Source organism: Burkholderia sp. KL41 (genome assembly GCF_057005415.2).
Window position 1 is genome coordinate 22,753 of the sequence record NZ_CM174447.1, and the last position, 18,985, is coordinate 41,737.

An 18,985-nucleotide genomic window follows, 5' to 3' on the forward strand; every position below is an offset into this window, starting at 1 on the left:
GACCGCGCGTCCGGGCGTCCACGCGCAAGTCCACACCGCCTTCGCACACATCGAGGCTCGCTGTGCGCGGCCTACTGATACGTCATGGTGAAGGTCAGCACGGCGTTTGCGCTGCCGGCTGTTACCTTCGCGGCCGTCTGGTAGTACCTGGCGGTGAGCGGGATCGTGTAGGAGCCGCCGGTCGATTTGCTGTAGCTCGTCAGCGTGTACTGCGTGTTGTATTTCAGCGCGTTGCCGTTGCCGTCCTTCAGTTGCAGGCCGATACCGGTGGCCGTCGAACCGCTCGACAGCGCCAGCACGCCGTTGGTGCTGTCGAGGACGGCATTGACCGGGATGAACTGGTACTGGATCGAGTTCAGGCCTGTCGGGCAGGCGTTGACCGCCACGTTGAGCGAGACGGCCTGCTTGTTGGTCGAGCCGATGCCCGTGAATTCCGACTGCATGGGCGAGCCCATGTTGACCGTCACGTTCGGCGTGGTGCATGCCGCGACGTTGACGATGGTCGAGGTCAGCGAATACGACACGTGGCTCGAAGCGGAGACCGCAAACGGGCCGTTGATGTTTGCTCCCCCCGTCGAGGGCGCTCCCTCGAACAGCACGCCGCCCGTCACCGTGCCCGCCGTGATGGCGCCGGTCTTGACCAGCGCCACCTGAACCTGGCCGCCGTTGGTGACCAAACTGTTCGTACCGTTTTGGTTACAGGCCCACCCAGCCCAAGGGCTGGGTAGCGGCGGCCTCGGCGTGCCGAGATCGTCCCATGGCTGCCATCCACAACCGTTCGCATAGGAACGCACGCCGATCGCGACACCGACGCCCGGCACATTGGTATTCCAGACCGTATAGGCCACACCATTCGGCCCGGCCACCGTCATGCCGGCCTTGGTCATCGACAGCGCTTCGAAGGCCATACCCGAGAATGCAGAACCCGATACGAGGCAACTATAGAAGTTGGTGGTGGCCGGAGTACTGGCCCAGGTCGTCAGCACCGTACCGATCGCTGCGTCGCGCGGGATCGTCACCGAAGCCGGCATCGAGATCGTCACCGTCTGTGCCGTACCCGTGCAACTGGCGCTCTGCGCGAACGCGGCACGCGAACCCGGACCAAGCATCAACGCTACCAGCGCGAACAGCCAGAACACCACGCGGCCCCAGCCGCGCGCCGACTTCGCCTGCCGGCGCTTCGCGGTCGAATTTTCGTTTCGTTTCATGACCTCTCCCAGGCTCATTTCATCAGCAGCGCTCATTTCGTACATACCGCTTCCGTATCGGTCCAGCTTTGCCGGTTCGTCTTGCTCGCCGGCGCAAGCGTGTAGGACAGCGAACAAACCTCGGTGGCCGTGTCGCCCCACTTCACCTTCAGCGTGCCGGTATCCGTTTTCACGCCGCGCAGCACGACGCGGCCATCCTGCGCGACGGTGCCGACGTTCTGCCCCGCCGCATCGCTCACTTCTGCGCCGAAGGGAACCGGCTCACCATCGGCCATGCGCGCGCGCATGATCACCGCGCGTCCGCCGCCCTCGGTCTCGTACTTCAGCCGCACCACCGCACCCGCGGTCGGCGCGATGTGCTGCGCGCTGGATTTCAGCTCGACGCTCATCGGCACGCCCTTCGGATCGATTTCCACCTCGTTGGTCGAGAACGGCGTCAGGGTCGACACCAGGGCATGACCGAACCGATCGATGCGCAGGCCGCTGCTGGCCGTCACGCGTGCGCCGTTTGCGTCCTTGGCCTCGACGATCGCCATTGTCTCGCCCATGGTCGGCGTAAAGGCCACGCCGCCGGCATAGGCCACCATACCGCCCGAGATGCCGCCGCCGTACTGCGTAAAGCCGGTGCCCTTCGAGGCGTTGCCCGACAAGGTCGCATACGGCGACATGTAGGACACGTTGCCGCCGACGTTGACGGTCGCCCCGGTGCCGCTGCCGCGGGTATGACCGACGTTCACGCCATAGCTGAGCGCGTTGTCGATGCCGAGCGAGCCGGTCAGCGACTGCTGGACCAGGGTTGCGCCATGGCTGTCGTGTTGCAGGCTGGTCGACGAATACAACGTGCGCGAGCCGAGGTTCAGCGGGATCGACACGTTCAGCATGAAGCGGTTGTCCCAGCGGTTTTGCGTCGCGTCGAATTGGCGCGCGACCGACACGCCGTAGTTGATGCGCCGGAAATTGTTGCTGTAGCCGGCCTGGAACTGCGTGTCGTTGCCGCTGCGATTCCAGTAATTGACGGTCGAGCCAGACAGGTAGAACGAGCCCCAGCCTTCCGGCAGGCCCTGGTTCAGCATGACCTGGAACTGGCCGCGACGCACGCCGCCGGACAGCAGGCCGTTCACGCCGCCGGTCTGCTGGCTGCGCAACTGCATGGCGTCCTGCAGGCCCAGGTAACCGCTGCTCGAATAACGATAGGCGGCCACCGCGATATTGGTATTGGTCGGACTGATCAGCTTGCTGTACGAGAGCTTCACGCTCTGGCCGTGGCGCGTGCCCATGCCGGGCAGATCGGTGTTGGCCTGCGTGATGTCCAGCGCGAACGAGCCCAGCCCGGTGTTGAGCGCGACGCCGGCCAGGCCTGCCAGGTAGCCGGGCGCGGCCGTCATGCCGCCGTAGCCGGTGATCAGGTTGGTGAAACCGTGCTGTACGGTCGCCTGGAACAGCGCGGGCTTGCTCGACAGCAGCGGACTGCGGTACTGGCCGGCCGTCACGCTGAAACGCGTGATGCCGGGCCGCAGCGAACTGACGGCCGACGCATACGGCACCTTGAAGGTGTGGATGCTGCCGTCGGCTTCGGTCACGATGACGTCGAGGTCGCCGCCATAACCGGTCGCATAGAGATCGTCGATCTCGAACGGGCCGGTCGCGACGTTGGCGCTGTAGACGATGTTGCCGTTCTGGCGCACCTGCACCAGCGCATTGCTGTTGGCGATGCCGTGGATGGTCGGCGCATAGCCGCGTTGCGATTCCGGATACATGCGCTCGTCGCTGGCGATCCGCACGCCGCGAAAGCCCACGCTGTCGAACATCGTGCCGTCGGTGAACGCGTCGCCGATCACGAGCTGCGCCTTCAGGCGCGCAATCGAGCGCTGCAGGCTGGTCTGCACGCTCTGGTAGTGCGTGCCGCCGTGCGTGTTGTAGGTGGTGTTGCCGTTGTGGCGGAAGCGCCAGGGCCCGACGTTCAGGCCGGCGGTCAGGCCCAGGTAGGCCTGGGTCGACGAGGCGCCCTGGTTGTCGGCGCGGTAGATGTTGCCGTTGTACGACAGCAGCGCAGCCGGCACGCCCTCGTCCCAGTAGCGCGGATCCACGTAGCCGCGCGCCGCGCGGCTCAACGAGGCCTGCGGGATGCTGACGTCGAGCCGCTGCTCGCCATTGTCGAAAGTGGCGACGGCGTCCGGCACCAGCATGTCGATCGTCGCGCAGGCGTGGTTCGAGTCCGTCAACATGCGCGTCGCTTCGGGCGACAGCTTCGCGAGATCCACCCCGACCTGCTGCAGCAGCTCGCGATCGAAGCAGGGCTGGACGTTGTTTCGGCTGTCGCCCACCTGGCGCAGCGTGATCGCGGTACGACCGATCCAGTTCGTGTTGACGTACAGGTCGACGCGATACGAACCCGGCGCCGCGGCATTGCCTTTTTCGAAGCGACTGACGTCCACCCGCGTGCCGCCCGGGCGCTGCAGGAACAGGTCGTCGAACTGGACTTCCGCCACCTGTGTGGCGCTTGTGGTCTGCGCCATCGCGCCCGTCGACGCGAACACCGACAGCGCGAGCAGGAAGCACGGGCGCGGGCGCCAGCGCACGAATGGCGGCAAACTCGAAAGACGTTGGATCACGATAGGCACCCGAGCGTGAGCAAGCCTCCGCCCTGCCCGGGCGGGCATGCTTGGTCTTGCTGTGGAAAGGACGTGGCGCGCTACCCGCGCCTCGCGCAATGGAAGAGAGTCAGTCGCGCATCATCGCGACGGCGCGGCGGCGTCTGACCGCAATGGCGTCTCGCCGATGACCGAGCCGCCGTAGTCGTTCAGTGTCGTGTAACGCACGCTGGCGCCGGCCGAGCCGGGCACATCGCCTTTCAGCGGGAAGGCGCGCGTCTCGCCGGGCCCGACCATGCCGCCATCGTCGAAGATTGCGCTGCGTCCGCCCGACTGCACGCTGATCATGGTCAGCGACACATGGAACGGCGTCGGGTTGTGCGCCTCGATGGCCGGTTTGCCGTCGGCCTGTGTGAGCCGCCAGGTGAGCCGCGCCGGCGCGTCGGCCGATGAACCCGCGAGTTTTTCCGGACGATAGAACAGCTTGATGCGCGAACGGAATGCGAGCTGGATACGGCTCATGTCCGCGTCCGCCGCGCTCGGCTTGGGCGGCACCTCGAGCACGTTGAGCCAGAACACCGACTCGTGATCCTGCGGCATGGGCTCGCCGGTGTAGACGATGCGCAGCGTCTGCGATTTGGACGGATCGATCCGCGAGATCGGCGGCGTGATGGTGAAGGGCACCTTGGTCGTGGACGGCGCGCCGCGCACGTCACCTGTATCGACCCACGACTGCACGAGCGCGGGCGACTGGCCGGCGTTCGACAGCTTGAGCGTGACCTCGGATTCGCTCGCGGCATAGATTACGCGCGTGCCGCCGATCACCACCGATGCATCGGCGGGCGCTGCCAGGTAGCCGAGCCATGCGGCGCATGCGGTGGCGATCGCGCGCCGGAGTGTGTTTCGAAGCTTCATGATGGAGATCGATGCAGGTAGCGAGCACGAGGGGCGGTGCGACGTCGTGCCGCTCCGCCCGATCTTGCTATGTATAACTAAGTGATTGGTTACTGATAAACGAGCGAGTACATCACGCTCGACGTCGCCGCGCCTGCCGTTGCAGCGCCGGTTGCGAAGTACTGCGCGTAGTAGTTCAGCGTGGCGGTGCCGGTCGAGCTGATTGCGACCGACTTCGAGTTCTGCGAGGCGTCAGCTGCGCCGATCCTGATAGGCGAATAGGTGCCGTCGCCGTTCAGCAGCTGGATCTCGACGTTGGTCGCGCCGCCGGCGGCCAGGATCAGGTTGCCGGTGGCGGTGTCGACCGTCGGGCCCGGTTCGAAGTAGGTGTGGACGTTGCCCGACGCCGGCGTGCAGGCCGTCAGCGCGATGTTGAAGGGCGTGCGGTTGGCCCACTGGCCTGCGGCGGCCAGCGCGCTGGTCGCCACCGATTGCAGCGGCACATTGAAGTTGTTCGAGCCGCTGCCGTTGCCGTTGATCGTGCAGGTTTGCGCGGTAACGCTGCCGTTGAACGTGATTGTGCCGTCGGCTGCGGATGCGATTTGCGACGCAGTGGCTGCAGCCACGAACAACACGGCGGTAATGAGTTTGGTTTGCATGTTTTGGTTTCAGAAAGAATCGATCTGGATGGTGATACGACGCCGACGCGATATCCGTTGACAGCGCGACGCGACATCCAACGGCAACCCGAAAAGGCATCACACGGCCGAATATTATGTTTTCGGCTTGGTTACACTTGGACAGAACGAATGCTACTGGCGTCAACAATTCGTAAGATGAACAATTGTCACTTCGCGATGGCACCAATGAAAAATGCCGTTCAGCATGACTGAACGGCATTCGCCCTCGGGTGCCTGGTGCGTTGCCGTGCGTCAGGTGCCGACGCCGAGCATCCGCAGGCAATCGTCGACCACCGCGTCGACGAACGCGGCGCGATCCGTTTCCGGCGCCGCGATGATGTGGTCGGTCGCGCCGTGCACGCCCGCATAGATCAGCAGCGCGGTGACCTGCGGGTGCGCGAGCCGCCAGGTGCCGGCCCGTGCGCCGCCGTCGAGAATCGCGCCGAGCTGTTCGAGGATCGCGTTCTTGTCGGCATTCGCGCGATCGTGGTGATGGTGATTCGCGTAGACGATGTCGTGCGTGCGATAGGTCGCCGCGTAGGTTTCGATGTTGGTGCGGATCCACGCGCGCAGGCGCGCGAGCCAGTCGTCGGCATCGCACGCGTCCACCGCGTGCTGCAACCGGTCGAGGAACGACGCCGTGTAGCGCTGCGCGAGCGCGGCGAGCATGTCGGATTTCGATTCGAAGTAGTGGTAGAACGTGCCCTTCGCCACCTGCGCGTGCTCGACGATCTCGCTGATGGTCGTCGCTTCCACGCCCTGCGCGAGGAACAGCGTCTCGGCCGCGGCCATCAGCTCCTCGAGGCGCACTTCCGCCGGCTTCGTGCGCGGCAGCTTCCCCGCCGGCGCGTCGTCCTTACTTGTCGTGGTTCCTGCCTTTGTCCTGTCCGTCATCGCGCGGCTCGACGCCCGTTCGTGCAAAGCCCGCAGTTTAGGCCAGCGCCCCGTTCACGGCCAACGCAATCCATTGACCGACGGTCAGTCGATATATATGATGCGAATCATTCTCATCTTCGTGCCCGTGAAGGGCCGACCGCCATGCCTCGCTACCGCCGCGCCGCACTCGTCCTGGCCGCCTGTCTCGGCACCTTTCTCGCCACGCTCGACATCAGCATCGTCAACGTCGCGTTGCCGACGCTGCAGACGGCGCTCGATACCGACATCGGCGGCCTTCAGTGGGTCGTCAACGCGTACGCGCTCGCGCTGTCGGCGTTCATGCTGTCGGCCGGCCCGCTCGGCGATCGCTACGGACACAAGCGCGTGTGGCTCGCCAGCGTGGTCCTGTTCACGGCCGGGTCGGTGGTCTGCGCATGCGCGAGCCGGCTCGAGCCGCTGCTGATCGGGCGCGCGATCCAGGGGCTCGCCGGCGCATTGCTGATACCGGGCGCGATGCCGATCCTCACGCATGCGTTTCCCGATGCGCGCGAGCGTGCCCGCGCGATCGGCGGATGGTCCGCGTTCAGCGCGCTCGCGCTGATCCTCGGGCCGCTGGTGGGGGGCCTGCTCGTCGAGCATGGCGGATGGCAGGACATCTTTCTCGTCAACGTGCCGATCGGCATCGTGACCGTGCTGCTCGGCGCGTGGGGCATTCCGGAGCGCCGGCATCCGCAGCACGCGGCGTTCGATCCGCTCGGCCAGGCGCTGAGCGTGGTCTGGCTCGGGTTGCTCACGTACGGGCTGATCGGCATCGGCGAAGCCGGCGCGTCGCACGTGAAGGTGCTCGCGCCGCTCGCGGGCGCCGCGGTGGCGTTCGTCGTGTTCGTGCGTGTCGAAACGCGCGTCGAGCGGCCGCTGCTGCCGGTCTGGCTGTTTCGCGACCGGCGGCTGGTGCGCGCCAATCTCGCGTCGTTCGTGCTCGGGTTCTCGGGGTACAGCAGCCTGTTCTTCCTGTCGCTGTTCCTGCAGCAGGCGCAGGGCCGCACGCCCGCCGCCGCGGGCTGGCAACTGATGCCGCAGTTCGTGATGACGGCGATCACGTCGATGCTGTTCGGGCGCATCGCGGCGCGCATTCCATTGCACGCGCTGATGGTGGCCGGGTATGGCCTGGTCGGCGCGATGCTCGCGGCCATGGCGGGCTTCGGTGCGGGAACGCCGTATGTGCCGGTCGGCATCGCGCTGGCGGTGCTCGGGGTCGGCATGGGGCTCGCGGTGCCCGCGACCGGCATGACCGTGATGGAACTCGCGCCGGCCGAGCGTGCGGGCATGGCGTCGGCGACGATGAACGCGTTGCGCCAGACGGGGATGAGCATGGGCATCGCGGTGCTCGGCAGCATGATGAGCGTCGGTGCGCTGCACCGGATGACGGCCGCGATGCAAGCGGCCGGCAGCGCGCAAGCGGATACGCTGGCGCGGCAGGCGGTGATGGAGCATGTGTTTGCGGCGGGACAGCCGGCGCTCCTCGGCGCGTATCGGGATGCGATGGCGCACGGGTTTTCGATCGCGGTCCTGTGTTCCGGAATCCTCAGTGTTGGTGTTGCGGTGATGCTGATGATGCGGCGTGAAACGAAGAAGCAATCGGGGCGCGCGGCGGCGGCGTGTGTGACGTCTTCACGGCCGGAATGATGCGGCTTGCCGGCCGGCCGAGCCTTTTGCGGCAGATCGCGGCGCCTGCCTACCTTCGCCGATGCTCGACCGCGAACTTGATCAGCTCGGCCTGCCCCTCGATCTCCAGCTTGCGCTTCAGGTTGAGCCGGTGCGTCTCGACCGTGCGCACCGACAGCCCCGTCTGCTGCGCGATCTGCTTGCTCGACAGCCCTTCCGCCAGCGCGTCGAGGATGTCGCGTTCGCGCGGCGTGAGCCGGTCGAGCGGCGACGCGGTCGTGCTCGCGTGGATCATCCGCGCGGCGAGCCCTTCGCTGAAGAACGTCTGGCCCGCCAGCACCGTGCCGATCGCGCGCACGATCTCGCTCGCGGGCGAATCCTTCAGCAGGTAGCCGCTTGCGCCGGCACGCACGGCCTGCGTCACGTATTCGACGTTGTCGTGCATCGACAGCATCAGCACGCGGATGCCCGGAAAGCGTTCGTGAAACACGCCCGCGAGCGTGATGCCGTTCATTCCGTGCATGCCGATGTCCATCAGCGCGAGATCGGGCTCGAGCGACGCGGCGAGCGCGAGCGCCTCGTCGGCGTTGCCGGCTTCGCCGACCACGGACAGGTCGGCCGCTTCGAGCCGCATCCGCAAGCCGTCGCGCACGAGCGGGTGATCGTCGACGAGCAGCAGTCGGGCGACGGGCCGGGCGGTGTCGGGGGCGCTCATGCGAAAGGTCTCCTGTGATGGGGGCGTCGTCACGCGTCGCTGCGCAGCGGCACGCGCGCGGCGACGATCGTGTGGCCGACCTGCGACGTGATCGTCAGGATGCCGCCGAGCGCGTCGAGGCGCTCGCGCATGTTGCGCAGGCCGATGCCGTGGCGCACGTCGGCCTGCGAGCGTTCGGCGTCGAAGCCGCAGCCGTTGTCGGCGATGGTCAGCGTGACGGATTGCGCGCCGACGTCGAGCGTGACGGCCGCGCGCGACGCCCGCGCATGATGCACGATGTTGCTCAACGCTTCCTGCGCGATCCGGAACAGCGCGGTGTTGACCGCCGCGGGCAGCGGCCGGGCGCCGCTGTGCGCGACCTGCGTGTAACCGATGTCGATGCCGCTTTCGGCGCCGAGCTCGCGCACCAGCTGCTCGAGCGCCGCCGCGAGGCCGAGATCGTCGAGCATCGCGGGGCGCAGCGCATGCGAGATGCGCCGCACTTCACGCAGCGTGTCGCCGAGCCGCACGACGCCCGATGTCAGCGCCTGCTCGGCCTCGGGCATGCGCGCGGTACCGCGTTCGAAGCGCGCGAGCGCGGATTCGAGCATCAGCTTCGCCGATACCATCATCTGGCTGATCCCGTCATGCAGCTCGCGTGACAGCCGCGCCCGCTCCTGTTCCTGCGATTCGACGACGCGCTGCGCGAGCAGCTTGAGCTTCGCGTCGGCGCTGCGCGACTCGCTGACGTTCAGCACCAGCGCGCACACGGCGATCGCGGCGGCACCCGTGAGCGCGATCGCGGTGAGCCAGCTCATCGTGCGCTCGATGTTCGCGGACGCGCGCGCGTCGATGCGCTGCAGCGCGGTGTCGACATCGTCGAGATAGATGCCGGTGCCGACCATCCAGCCCCAGCGTTCGAGCGCGATGACGTAGCCCAGCTTCGGCGCGACGCGGCCCGTCGACGGCCGCTGCCACGCGTAGCGCACGTAGCCGCCGCCGCTCGACGCCGCGCCGATCAGCTGCTGGATCGTCAGCGCGCCCTGCGGGTCGCGCATCGACCAGTAGTTGTGGCCGACCCGCTCGGGCTCGCGCGGATGCATCAGGGAATTGCCGTGCAGGTCGTACACGAAGAAGTAACCGTCCGGGCCGAAATCCATCTTCTGCAGCATCGCGAGCGCCTGCGTGCGCAGCAGCGCGTCGTCGCGCGCGTTGCGGCCGCTCGCGTCGTAGAGCGGCATGATCGCGCTCGTCGCGAGCTCGACGTAGTGCTTGAGCTCGACCTCCTTGCTCGACAGGTACGCGGCCTGGATCGTCGCGTGCTGCGTGCGCGCGAGGGACGTCGCCTGCTGGCGCACGCCGAAACCGATGCCGGCGATCGCGAGCAGGAACGGCACGATGGCCAGAAGGAAGATCTTTGCCTTGAGTCTCATGGTGGTGCGAAGCGGCCGCGCACCGCGCGGGCCGGCCGGGCGAGGCAGCCGCGCGGCGGCGTGTCGAGGCGACATTGTCGGCGATTTTGCGCGCGGGCGGCGACAGTGGCCGAGCAGCCGCCCTGCCGGCGCCCGGCGGCGGCCCGTTCAGGCCCGCCGCGCCGCGAGGCCGCCGGAGGGGGCCGCGTGCACGACGATGCGGTTGCGCCCGCCTTCCTTCGCGCGATACAGCGCGTCGTCGGCCAGCTTCAGCGCGGCCTGCATGTCGTCGTCGTGTTCCGGATAGCTCGTCGTCACGCCGATGCTCACCGTCAGGTGGCCGGTCGCCCCGGCGTCGTGCCGGATGCCGAGATCGAGGATGCCGGTGCGGATCGTCTCGGCGATCGACGCCGCGCCGTCCGTATCGACGTCGGGCAGCACGACGACGAACTCCTCGCCGCCGTAGCGCGCCGCGTAATCGGCCGGGCGGCGCAGGCAGCCGGCGATGCAGTGGCCGACCGCGGCGAGCGCGTCGTCGCCGGCCTGGTGCCCTTGCGTGTCGTTGTAGCGCTTGAAGTAGTCGACGTCGATGAACAGCAGCGACAGCGCGTGCTGCGAGCGTGCGGCCCGGCGCCATTCGCGTGCGAGCGTGACGTCGAGCATGCGGCGGTTGTCGAGGCCCGTGAGGCCGTCGGTGCGCGCGAGCGCCTGCAGTTCGGTTTCCGCGCGGTGGCGCTTGCGCAGCTGCACGTCGAGCAGCAGCGACAGGCCGACGAAGCCGATCGCGAGCGCGACCATCGCCGAGCCGATCGGAATTGCACGGTCGTACCACGCGGCGTAGGTATCCGCTTCCGAGCGCGCGACCATGATGATGAGCGGCAGGTGCTCGAGATGCCGGAACACGTACAGGCGGCGCACGCCGTCGATCGACGCGGTATCGGCGAAGCTGCCTTCGTTGGCGGTCATGAACCGCCGGAACGTGCTGGCGTGGCTGATGTCGCGGCCGACGATCTTCGGGTCGTACGGCTCGCGCGCGACCATCTTGCCGTCGGTATTGATCAGCGCGATCGAGCCGCGATCGCCGAGCGACAGCCGCGAGAACAGGTTCTGGAAATATTCGAGCCGGATCGACATCACGGCGGCGCCGCCGAACGAGCCGTCGGGCTTGGTGATCCGCCGGCTGAGCGCGATGCTCGGCGAGCCGCCGCGCAAGCGCGAATGATACGGGGGGCTGACGTACAGGCCGACGTCGGGATGGTCGCGGTGCACCGTGAAGTACGGCTCGTTGCCGAAGTTGGCCTTGCGCGGCACGTCGCTCTTGCCGTCGACCGCGATGTCGCCCTTCGCGTCGAGCACGTAGATGCCGCCGAGGTACTTGGCCGTCGTCGCACGGTCGAACAGCACCTGGCGGCGCAGCGGCATCGGCAGCTTGACGACATCCGGGTCGTTTTCGCCTTCGACGACGGCCTGCAGCGACAGCGAATAGATTTCGATGTTGCGCTCGATGTCCCACGACGCCATCAGCGCGAGATTCTGCTGCATCGAGATCGAGCGGTCGCGCGCGTCGATGCGGCCTTCGTACAGCACGATCCCGCACAGGGACAACAGGAGCAGCGCGATCAGCAGCCCGGTATAGAAGATCAGGTGCGGCAGCAGGAACCGGCGCAGATGTGCGGCGACACGGCTCGTCAGGCCGGATTCGCTGGGCACTGCGTAATCGGTTTCTGCCATGGTCCGTGGATCGATGGGCATTGCCGCCGGGCGGCGGGCCGATGCAATTGTTCGTATGACGTGGCGGCGGCGATCCGCCACGCGTCCATTCGACGACTTCCTGCCGGCCGGCGAGAAAATGGACACTGATTACCGGGAATCGCGGCCAGATATACCGGTAAATCGCGCATTTACTGGTGACATCTACGCCGATTCAACGATCCGACGAATCGGGCAGTGCGAATTCAACGGAGTATAACGCGCGCGTTCGCGCGCGCGGAAAATGTTGCGGGCCGTTGATCCGGATCAAGTTTCAGTGAATTCCCGGGCTTGCGAATATCCGGCAAAGCGTTCCGGCGCAAGGCTGTACGGCATGAGCGGCGAAACCGCGGCGCGCGGCCGCCGATTCCATCGGGTTAACGGCAGGCGAGCGAAAAAAATGAAGGCCTCGATATGTGCGCCGATTATTCGTTTCAACAGCCGGGCGAACGCGAAAATGAAAACGGGCGGCCGTTGCGGCCGCCCGTTTCGTGAAGCCCGGCATACGGGCTGCCGGCATACGGGCTCCCGGCACGCCGGAAACCCGCCGCACGGCCGTGCTTATCCGCCGTGCTGTTGCGCCTTGAACGCGAGCCGGAACCGGTGCAGCAGCGGCTCGGTATAACCGCTCGGCTGCGACGTGCCCTGCAGCGCGAGCGCGCACGCGGCCTTGAACGCGGTCGACTGGTCGTAGCCGGGCGCCATCGGGCGATAGTTCGGGTCGCCGGCGTTCTGCTGGTCGACGACGCGCGCCATCCGCTTGAACACGTCGAGCACGAACGCCTCGGTGATCACGCCGTGGCGCAGCCAGTTCGCGATGTGCTGGCTCGAAATGCGCAGCGTTGCGCGGTCTTCCATCAGGCCGACGTCGTGGATGTCGGGCACCTTCGAGCAGCCGACGCCCTGTTCGACCCAGCGCACGACGTAGCCGAGGATGCCCTGCGCGTTGTTCTCGACTTCGCTCAGGATCTCGGCTTCGCTCCACGCGGCGCGCTCGACGACCGGCACGGTCAGCAGCCCTTCGAGCAGCGTGTCGCGTTCGCTCGCGTACGGCGTCTTCTCGAGTTCCTGCTGGACGGCCTGCACGTCGACGAGGTGGTAGTGCAGCGCGTGCAGCGTCGCGGCGGTCGGCGACGGCACCCACGCGGTGTTCGCGCCGGCGCGCGGATGCGCGATCTTCTGCTCGAGCATCGCGTGCATCAGGTCGGGCATCGCCCACATGCCCTTGCCGATCTGCGCGCGGCCGCGCAGGCCGGCCGACAGGCCCGCGAGAACGTTGTTGCGCTCGTAAGCCTGGATCCACGCCGACGACTTCATGTCGCCCTTGCGGATCATCGGGCCTGCTTCCATCGCGGTGTGCATCTCGTCGCCGGTGCGGTCGAGGAAGCCGGTGTTGATGAACGCGACGCGCGCGGCGGCGGCGGCGATACACGCGGCGAGGTTCACGCTGGTGCGGCGCTCCTCGTCCATGATGCCCATCTTCAGCGTGTTGCGCGGCAGGTTGTACAGATCCTCGATGCGCGCGAACAGCGTATCGGCGAATGCGACTTCGACCGGGCCGTGCATCTTCGGCTTCACGATGTAGATCGAGCCGGTGCGCGAGTTGCGCTTCGCCTTCAGGTCGTGCAGCGAGCACAGCACCGTGACGACGCCGTCGAGGATCCCTTCCGGAATCTCGTTGCCGTCGCGGTCGAGCACCGCGCCGTTGGTCATCAGGTGGCCGACGTTGCGCACGAACAGCAGCGAGCGGCCGTGCAGCGACAGCGTGCCGCCGTCGGGCGTCGTGTACTCGCGGTCGGCGTTCAGGCGGCGCGTGAAGGTCTTGCCGCCCTTCGCGACTTCCTCGACCAGCGTGCCCTGCATCAGGCCGAGCCAGTTGCGGTAGAGCTGGACCTTGTCGTCGGCGTCCACCGCCGCGACCGAATCCTCGCAGTCGATGATCGTGCTGACCGCGGCTTCGAGCACGACGTCCTTCACGTTCGCGAGATCGGCGCGGCCGATCGGCGTCGATGCGTCGATCTGGATCTCGAGGTGCAGGCCGTTGTGCTTCAGCAGGATCGCGGACGGCGCGTCGGCCGCGCCCTGGTAGCCGACGAACTGCGCCGGCTGCGCGAGGCCGACGATCCCCTTGGCGGTTTCGACGGCAAGCTGGCCGTCCTGCACGCGGTAGCGCAGCGCGTCGCGGTGCGAGCCGCTCGCGAGCGGCGCCGCGTTGTCGAGCACGTTGCGCGCGTAGTCGATCACGCGCTGGCCGCGCGTCGGGTTGTAGGCCGTGGTGCGTTCGGCGCCGCCGTCTTCCGGCAGCGCGTCGGTGCCGTACAGCGCGTCGTACAGGCTGCCCCAGCGGGCGTTCGCGGCGTTCAGCGCATAACGCGCGTTCGACAGCGGCACGACGAGCTGCGGGCCGGCCTGCGTCGCGATCTCGCTGTCGACGTTCGCGGTGGCTGCCGCGACGTTCGACGGGACCGGCACGAGGTAGCCGATTTGTTCGAGGAATGCGCGATACGCGGCGTGGTCGCGCACCGGGCCGGGGTGCGCGCGGTGCCAGGTGTCGAGTTCCTGCTGCAGGCGGTCGCGTTCCGCGAGCAGCTCGCGGTTGCGCGGCGCCAGGTCGTGCACCAGGGCGGAGAAACCGCTCCAGAACGCGGCCTTGTCGATGCCGGTGCCCGGCAACGCTTCGTTTTCAATGAACTGGCTCAGCGCTGGCGCGACTTGCAGTCCTGCTTGGTCGATCATCGTTAATCCTCCCGGGGAAAAATCGCGCGCGGCTTGGCTGGTCATACCGCGACGCTTTGTGTGCCGGCGCGGGCAATCTGCGCGTCCTGTTCGGACTTTACGCCAGACACGCCGATCGCGCCCGCGATCCGGCCGCCGACCGTGACCGGCACGCCGCCTTCGAGCAGCCCCGTCAGCGGCGCGCTGAGAAACGCGGTGCGGCCACCGTTGATCATATCCTCATACGCCTTCGTCTCGCGCCGGCCGAGCGCCGCCGCGCGCGCCTTGTCCTGCGCGATACAGGCGCTGGCCGGCGATGCGCCGTCCAGGCGTGCAAACGCGAGCAGGTGGCCGCCGTCGTCGACGACGGCGATCGACACGGCCCAGCCGTGGCGTTCCGCTTCCGCGCGGGCGGCGGCGAGCATGCGGTCGGCATCGGCCAGTTCGAGTTCGGGTTTCGTCTGCATGGAGATCCTCCGGAATCAGGTCAGTTGACGAGTCGGTTGTCGACGAGCTCGATCCAGTGGCGCACCGGCGTGCGGCCCGCGCCGTTCAGGTGAGTCTGGCAGCCGACGTTGGCCGTGACAATCAGGTCCGGCCGCGCGGCTTCGAGCGCATCGAGCTTGTTGTCGCGCAGCGTCGTCGCGAGTTCGGGCTGCGTCAGCGAATACGTGCCGGCCGAGCCGCAGCACAGATGGCCGTCGGCGACATTCGTCAGATCGAAGCCGAGCCGCGTCAGGATGTTTTCCACTGCGCCGCCGAGCCGCTGCGCGTGCTGCAGCGTGCACGGGCAATGAACCGCGACGCGGCGCGGCGTCGATTCGGCCAGCGCGTCGAGCGGCTCGGCCGCGATCACTTCCGCGAGGTCGCGCGCGAGCGCGCTGACGCGCCGCGCTTTCTCCGCGTAGACGGGGTCGGAGCGCAGCAGGTCGCCGTATTCCTTCACGAACGCGCCGCAGCCGCTTGCCGTCAGCACGATCGCTTCCGCGCCCGCTTCGATCGCGGGCCACCATGCGTCGATGTTGCGGCGTGCGCGGGCGAGGCCGGCATCCTGCGCGTTCAGGTGATATTCGGTCGCGCCGCAGCAGCCGGCCTCGCGCGCCGGGCTCACGCTGATGCCGAGCCGGTCGAGCACGCGCGCGGCGGCCGCATTGGTGTTCGGCGACAGCGACGGCTGCACGCAGCCCTCGAGCATCAGCACGCGCCGCGCGTGGCGCACGGGCGGGCGCGGCGCGGCCGCGGGCACGGCGGCCGGGATCTTGTCCCGCAGCGTGCCCGGCAGCAGCGGGCGCAGCGCGCGGCCGGCCTTCAGCAACGCGGCGAACGTCGCCGGGCGCGGCACGACGTGCCGCAGCCCCGCGCGCAGCAGGCGCTCGCGCGCGGGCCGTTGCGCACGCTTTTCGGCTTCCGCGCGGCCGATGTCGAGCAGCGTGTGATAGCGCACGCCGGACGGGCAGGTCGTCTCGCAGTTGCGGCACGTCAGGCAGCGGTCGAGATGCCGCTGCGTGCGTTCGCCGCACGGCTCGCCTTCGAGCAGCTGCTTGATCAGGTAGATGCGCCCGCGCGGCCCGTCGAGCTCGTTGCCGAGCACCTGGTAGGTCGGGCAGGTCGCGTTGCAGAAGCCGCAGTGCACGCACGCGCGCAGGATCGCTTCCGCTTCGTCGGCCCGGGCGAGGGCCTTGCTTGCTTCGCTGAGATTGGTTTGCATCGGCGGGTCGGGATCGGGTTCGCGTCAGAAATCGGCGTACAGGCGGCCGGGATTGAAAATCGCATGCGGATCGAGCTGTGCCTTGAGCTGGCGGTGCACGCGCAGCAGCGCGGGCGGCAGCGGCTGGAACGGCTCGCGCGTCGTGCCCGGCGTGAAGCAGGTCGCGTGCCCGCCCCATTGCGCGGCGAGCCGTTGCACGTCGGCCGGTGCGGCGTCGCTTTTCAGCCAGCGCTGTGCGCCGCCCCAGTCGGCCAGCAGCGCGCCGGGCAGGGCGTCGAGCGGTGCGGCGGCCGGCACCGACACGCGCCACAGCGGGCGAGGGTCGTCGAAGAACGGCAGCGCAAGGTCGCGCAGCCGTGCCCAGAACGCATCGTCATGGTCGTCCATGCAGTCGCCGCCGATCGTGTCGCGCGCGGCCTTCACCGAGCCCTCGCCGCCTTCGATCCGCACGCGCAGCACGCCGTCCGCGTGGCAGGCGCCCGCGAGCGGCAGCCCCGCGCGCCGCCATGCGGCGACGCGCTGCACGGCTTCGTCCACTGCGAGCGGCAACGCGAGATCGCACGTTGCACGAGGCTTCGGCAGCACCTTCAGCGACACCTCGGTCACGACGCCGAGACAGCCGAAGCCGCCCGCGAGCAACCGCGACACGTCGTAACCCGCGACGTTCTTCATCACCTCGCCGCCGAAGCGCAGGTGTTTCGCGTGGCCGGTGATCACGCGGCAGCCGAGCACGAAGTCGCGCACCGCACCGGCCCACGGGCGGCGCGGGCCCGACAGCGCCGCCGCGACCATGCCGCCGACCGTGGCCGCGCCGCCGAACGACGGCGGCTCGCACGGCAGCATCTGGCCGGCCGAATCGAGCATCGCCTCGAGGTCGGCGAGCGGCGTGCCCGCGCGTGCGGTGACGACGAGTTCGGTCGGGTCATAGGACACGATGCCGCGATGCGTGCGCACGTCGAGCGTGCGGCCTTCGACGGGGCGGCCGAGGAACGCCTTGGTACCGGCGCCGCGAATGTGCAGCGGCTGGCGGTCGTGGATCGCCGCGTCGACCTGGGCGACGAGTGCCGCGCTGTCGTCGATCGATTCGATTTCGCGTCGCATCAGAAACGCTCCAGTTCGGGAAACGGCAGCTTGCCGTGATGGACGTGCATCGCGCCGAATTCGGCGCAGCGGTGCAGCGTGGGGATGTTCTTGCCGGGATTGAGCAGGCCCTGCGGATCGAACGCGGCCTTCACCGCGTGGAAGAACGTGATTTCGTCGGCGTTGAACTGCACGCACATCTGGTTGATCTTCTCGCGCCCGACGCCGTGCTCGCCGGTGATGCTGCCGCCCGCCGCGACGCACAGCTCGAGGATCTTTCCACCCAGCGCTTCCGCGCGGTCGAGTTCGCCGGGGCGGCTCGCATCGAACAGGATCAGCGGGTGCATGTTGCCGTCGCCCGCGTGGAACACGTTCGCGACCGGCAGCCCGTATTCGGCGGACAGCGCGGCGATTCCTTCGAGTACGCGCGGCAGCTCGCGGCGCGGGATCGTGCCGTCCATGCAGTAGTAGTCGGGCGACATGCGGCCGACCGCCGGGAACGCGTTCTTGCGACCGGCCCAGAAGCGCTGGCGCTCCGCCTCGTCGCGCGCGACACGGATCTCCGATGCGCCGGCATCGCGCAGCAGCGTGGCGACGCGTTCGGCATCTTCGTCGACGTCGGTGGGCGAGCCGTCGAGTTCGCACAGCAGGATCGCCTGTGCGTCGACCGGATAGCCCGCGTGGATGAAATCCTCGGCCGCGCGGATCGCGAGGTTGTCCATCATCTCGAGGCCGCCGGGGATCACGCCCGCGCCGATGATCCGCGCGACGGCGGCACCGGCTTCGGCGACGTCGTCGAAGCTCGCCATCAGCACCTTCACGCTCGGCGGCTTCGGCAGCAGCTTCACGGTCACTTCGGTGACGATGCCGAGCATCCCTTCCGAGCCGGTGAACAATGCGAGCAGGTCGAAGCCGGGTGCGTCGAGCGCGTCGGCACCGAGCGTGAGCGTATCGCCGTCGATCGTCAGGATCTCGACCTTCAGGATGTTGTGCACGGTGAGCCCGTATTTCAGGCAGTGCACGCCGCCCGCGTTTTCGGCGACGTTGCCGCCGATCGAACACGCGATCTGCGACGACGGATCGGGCGCGTAGTAGAGGCCGTGCGGCGCGGCTGCCTGCGAGATCGCGAGGTTGCGCACGCCGGGCTGCACGCGCGCGACGCCGGCATCGGGGTCGATGTCGAGAATCCGGTTGAACTTCGCCATCACGAGCAGGAGGCCTTTTTCGAGCGGCATCGCGCCGCCCGACAGCCCGGTTCCCGCGCCGCGCGCGACCACCGGCACGCCGAGCGCGGCGGCGACGCGCAGCACCGCGCGCACCTGCTCGACCGTGTCGGGCAGCACGACCGCGAGCGGTACCGTGCGATAGGCGGCGAGGCCGTCGCATTCGAACGGCTTGAGCGCTTCACGCTCATGCAGCACGTCGAGGCCGGGCGCCGCCGCGTGCAGTGCGGCGACGAGTGTGTCGCGGCCGACGGTCGCCAGCGGGCCGTCGATCCGTTCGTCGTAGGTGAAACTCATCGTGTGTCTCCGTCTCCACTCTTCACCATGCGGGCGGCCGCGGGATGCGCGACGCGCCGGATGGACGGCATTCTTGGCGGCCGGCCGGTGTGTGTCCATACGTCGCGAGTGTGGTCATACCAGTTTTTCGAGGCGTGCCGTGAAGCCGGGGTGGGTCTTGACGTAAAAGCCAGTCACGACAAGGGTTTATGAG

At 68.1% G+C, this 18,985-nt stretch carries 14 protein-coding genes; 1 reads left to right on the forward strand and 13 read right to left on the reverse strand.

Features of this window, described 5'->3' with window-relative positions; translation table 11 throughout:
• Positions 1 to 71: 71 nt before the first annotated feature.
• The 5 genes from PQB87_RS17785 to PQB87_RS17805 form a co-directional block, all read right to left on the reverse strand.
• Positions 72 to 1,253: a fimbrial protein gene (locus PQB87_RS17785; RefSeq protein ID WP_489243409.1), complete on the reverse strand. Its 1,182-nt coding sequence runs from the start codon at positions 1,251 to 1,253 to the stop codon at positions 72 to 74.
• Positions 1,241 to 3,820: a fimbria/pilus outer membrane usher protein gene (locus PQB87_RS17790; protein ID WP_489243410.1), complete on the reverse strand. Its 2,580-nt coding sequence runs from the start codon at positions 3,818 to 3,820 to the stop codon at positions 1,241 to 1,243. The genes PQB87_RS17785 and PQB87_RS17790 overlap by 13 nt, the downstream gene beginning before the upstream one ends.
• A 120-nt stretch (positions 3,821 to 3,940) precedes the next feature.
• Positions 3,941 to 4,714, reverse strand: a complete 774-nt coding sequence (locus tag PQB87_RS17795) for a fimbria/pilus periplasmic chaperone (protein ID WP_489243411.1) — start codon at positions 4,712 to 4,714, stop codon at positions 3,941 to 3,943.
• An 89-nt stretch (positions 4,715 to 4,803) separates the two neighbouring features.
• Positions 4,804 to 5,352, reverse strand: coding sequence for a fimbrial protein (locus PQB87_RS17800; protein ID WP_174413348.1), 549 nt, complete (start codon positions 5,350 to 5,352; stop codon positions 4,804 to 4,806).
• 273 nt (positions 5,353 to 5,625) lie between these two features.
• On the reverse strand, positions 5,626 to 6,267 hold the full coding sequence (locus PQB87_RS17805; protein WP_060058053.1) for a TetR/AcrR family transcriptional regulator: 642 nt from the start codon (positions 6,265 to 6,267) through the stop codon (positions 5,626 to 5,628).
• Positions 6,268 to 6,411: 144 nt separating this feature from the next.
• Between PQB87_RS17805 and PQB87_RS17810 the strand changes: the two genes are divergently transcribed.
• Entirely contained in the window at positions 6,412 to 7,935 is a 1,524-nt protein-coding gene (locus PQB87_RS17810) for an MFS transporter (protein ID WP_489243412.1), read from the forward strand.
• A 49-nt stretch (positions 7,936 to 7,984) separates the two neighbouring features.
• On the opposite strand, the gene PQB87_RS17815 is transcribed toward PQB87_RS17810, so the two are convergent.
• From PQB87_RS17815 to glcD, 8 genes are all read right to left on the reverse strand, one after another.
• Positions 7,985 to 8,629: a response regulator gene (locus PQB87_RS17815; RefSeq protein ID WP_489243413.1), complete on the reverse strand. Its 645-nt coding sequence runs from the start codon at positions 8,627 to 8,629 to the stop codon at positions 7,985 to 7,987.
• A 29-nt stretch (positions 8,630 to 8,658) separates the two neighbouring features.
• On the reverse strand, positions 8,659 to 10,041 hold the full coding sequence (locus tag PQB87_RS17820) for a cache domain-containing protein (RefSeq protein ID WP_059688127.1): 1,383 nt from the start codon (positions 10,039 to 10,041) through the stop codon (positions 8,659 to 8,661).
• A gap of 147 nt (positions 10,042 to 10,188) precedes the next feature.
• Entirely contained in the window at positions 10,189 to 11,751 is a 1,563-nt protein-coding gene (locus PQB87_RS17825) for a sensor domain-containing diguanylate cyclase (RefSeq protein ID WP_060068026.1), read from the reverse strand.
• 579 nt (positions 11,752 to 12,330) lie between these two features.
• Positions 12,331 to 14,505 carry a malate synthase G gene (locus PQB87_RS17830; RefSeq protein ID WP_124546474.1) on the reverse strand — a complete coding sequence of 725 codons (2,175 nt, stop codon included), beginning with the start codon at positions 14,503 to 14,505 and terminating at the stop codon, positions 12,331 to 12,333.
• Positions 14,506 to 14,546: 41 nt separating this feature from the next.
• Entirely contained in the window at positions 14,547 to 14,951 is a 405-nt protein-coding gene (locus PQB87_RS17835; protein WP_027790222.1) for a GlcG/HbpS family heme-binding protein, read from the reverse strand.
• A 20-nt stretch (positions 14,952 to 14,971) separates the two neighbouring features.
• The gene (glcF, locus tag PQB87_RS17840; RefSeq protein WP_059688124.1) at positions 14,972 to 16,192 is read right to left on the reverse strand and encodes a glycolate oxidase subunit GlcF; all 1,221 of its coding nucleotides are present in this window, start codon (positions 16,190 to 16,192) and stop codon (positions 14,972 to 14,974) included.
• A gap of 24 nt (positions 16,193 to 16,216) precedes the next feature.
• Positions 16,217 to 17,293, reverse strand: a complete 1,077-nt coding sequence (gene glcE, locus PQB87_RS17845) for a glycolate oxidase subunit GlcE (protein ID WP_489243414.1) — start codon at positions 17,291 to 17,293, stop codon at positions 16,217 to 16,219.
• Positions 17,293 to 18,792, reverse strand: coding sequence for a glycolate oxidase subunit GlcD (gene glcD, locus PQB87_RS17850; RefSeq protein ID WP_060068019.1), 1,500 nt, complete (start codon positions 18,790 to 18,792; stop codon positions 17,293 to 17,295). The genes glcE and glcD overlap by 1 nt, the downstream gene beginning before the upstream one ends.
• Positions 18,793 to 18,985: the final 193 nt, after the last annotated feature.

Bases quoted from the DNA above. Each gene is read 5' to 3' on its own strand.
- PQB87_RS17785 (WP_489243409.1), bottom strand. From the start codon at position 1,253: ATGTACGAAATGAGCGCTGCTGATGAAATGAGCCTGGGAGAGGTCATG.
- PQB87_RS17795 (WP_489243411.1), bottom strand. From the start codon at position 4,714: ATGAAGCTTCGAAACACACTCCGGCGCGCGATCGCCACCGCATGCGCC.
- PQB87_RS17800 (WP_174413348.1), bottom strand. From the start codon at position 5,352: ATGCAAACCAAACTCATTACCGCCGTGTTGTTCGTGGCTGCAGCCACT.
- PQB87_RS17805 (WP_060058053.1), bottom strand. From the start codon at position 6,267: ATGACGGACAGGACAAAGGCAGGAACCACGACAAGTAAGGACGACGCG.
- PQB87_RS17810 (WP_489243412.1), top strand. From the start codon at position 6,412: ATGCCTCGCTACCGCCGCGCCGCACTCGTCCTGGCCGCCTGTCTCGGC.
- PQB87_RS17815 (WP_489243413.1), bottom strand. From the start codon at position 8,629: ATGAGCGCCCCCGACACCGCCCGGCCCGTCGCCCGACTGCTGCTCGTC.
- PQB87_RS17820 (WP_059688127.1), bottom strand. From the start codon at position 10,041: ATGAGACTCAAGGCAAAGATCTTCCTTCTGGCCATCGTGCCGTTCCTG.
- PQB87_RS17825 (WP_060068026.1), bottom strand. From the start codon at position 11,751: ATGGCAGAAACCGATTACGCAGTGCCCAGCGAATCCGGCCTGACGAGC.
- PQB87_RS17830 (WP_124546474.1), bottom strand. From the start codon at position 14,505: ATGATCGACCAAGCAGGACTGCAAGTCGCGCCAGCGCTGAGCCAGTTC.
- PQB87_RS17835 (WP_027790222.1), bottom strand. From the start codon at position 14,951: ATGCAGACGAAACCCGAACTCGAACTGGCCGATGCCGACCGCATGCTC.
- glcF (WP_059688124.1), bottom strand. From the start codon at position 16,192: ATGCAAACCAATCTCAGCGAAGCAAGCAAGGCCCTCGCCCGGGCCGAC.
- glcE (WP_489243414.1), bottom strand. From the start codon at position 17,293: ATGCGACGCGAAATCGAATCGATCGACGACAGCGCGGCACTCGTCGCC.
- glcD (WP_060068019.1), bottom strand. From the start codon at position 18,792: ATGAGTTTCACCTACGACGAACGGATCGACGGCCCGCTGGCGACCGTC.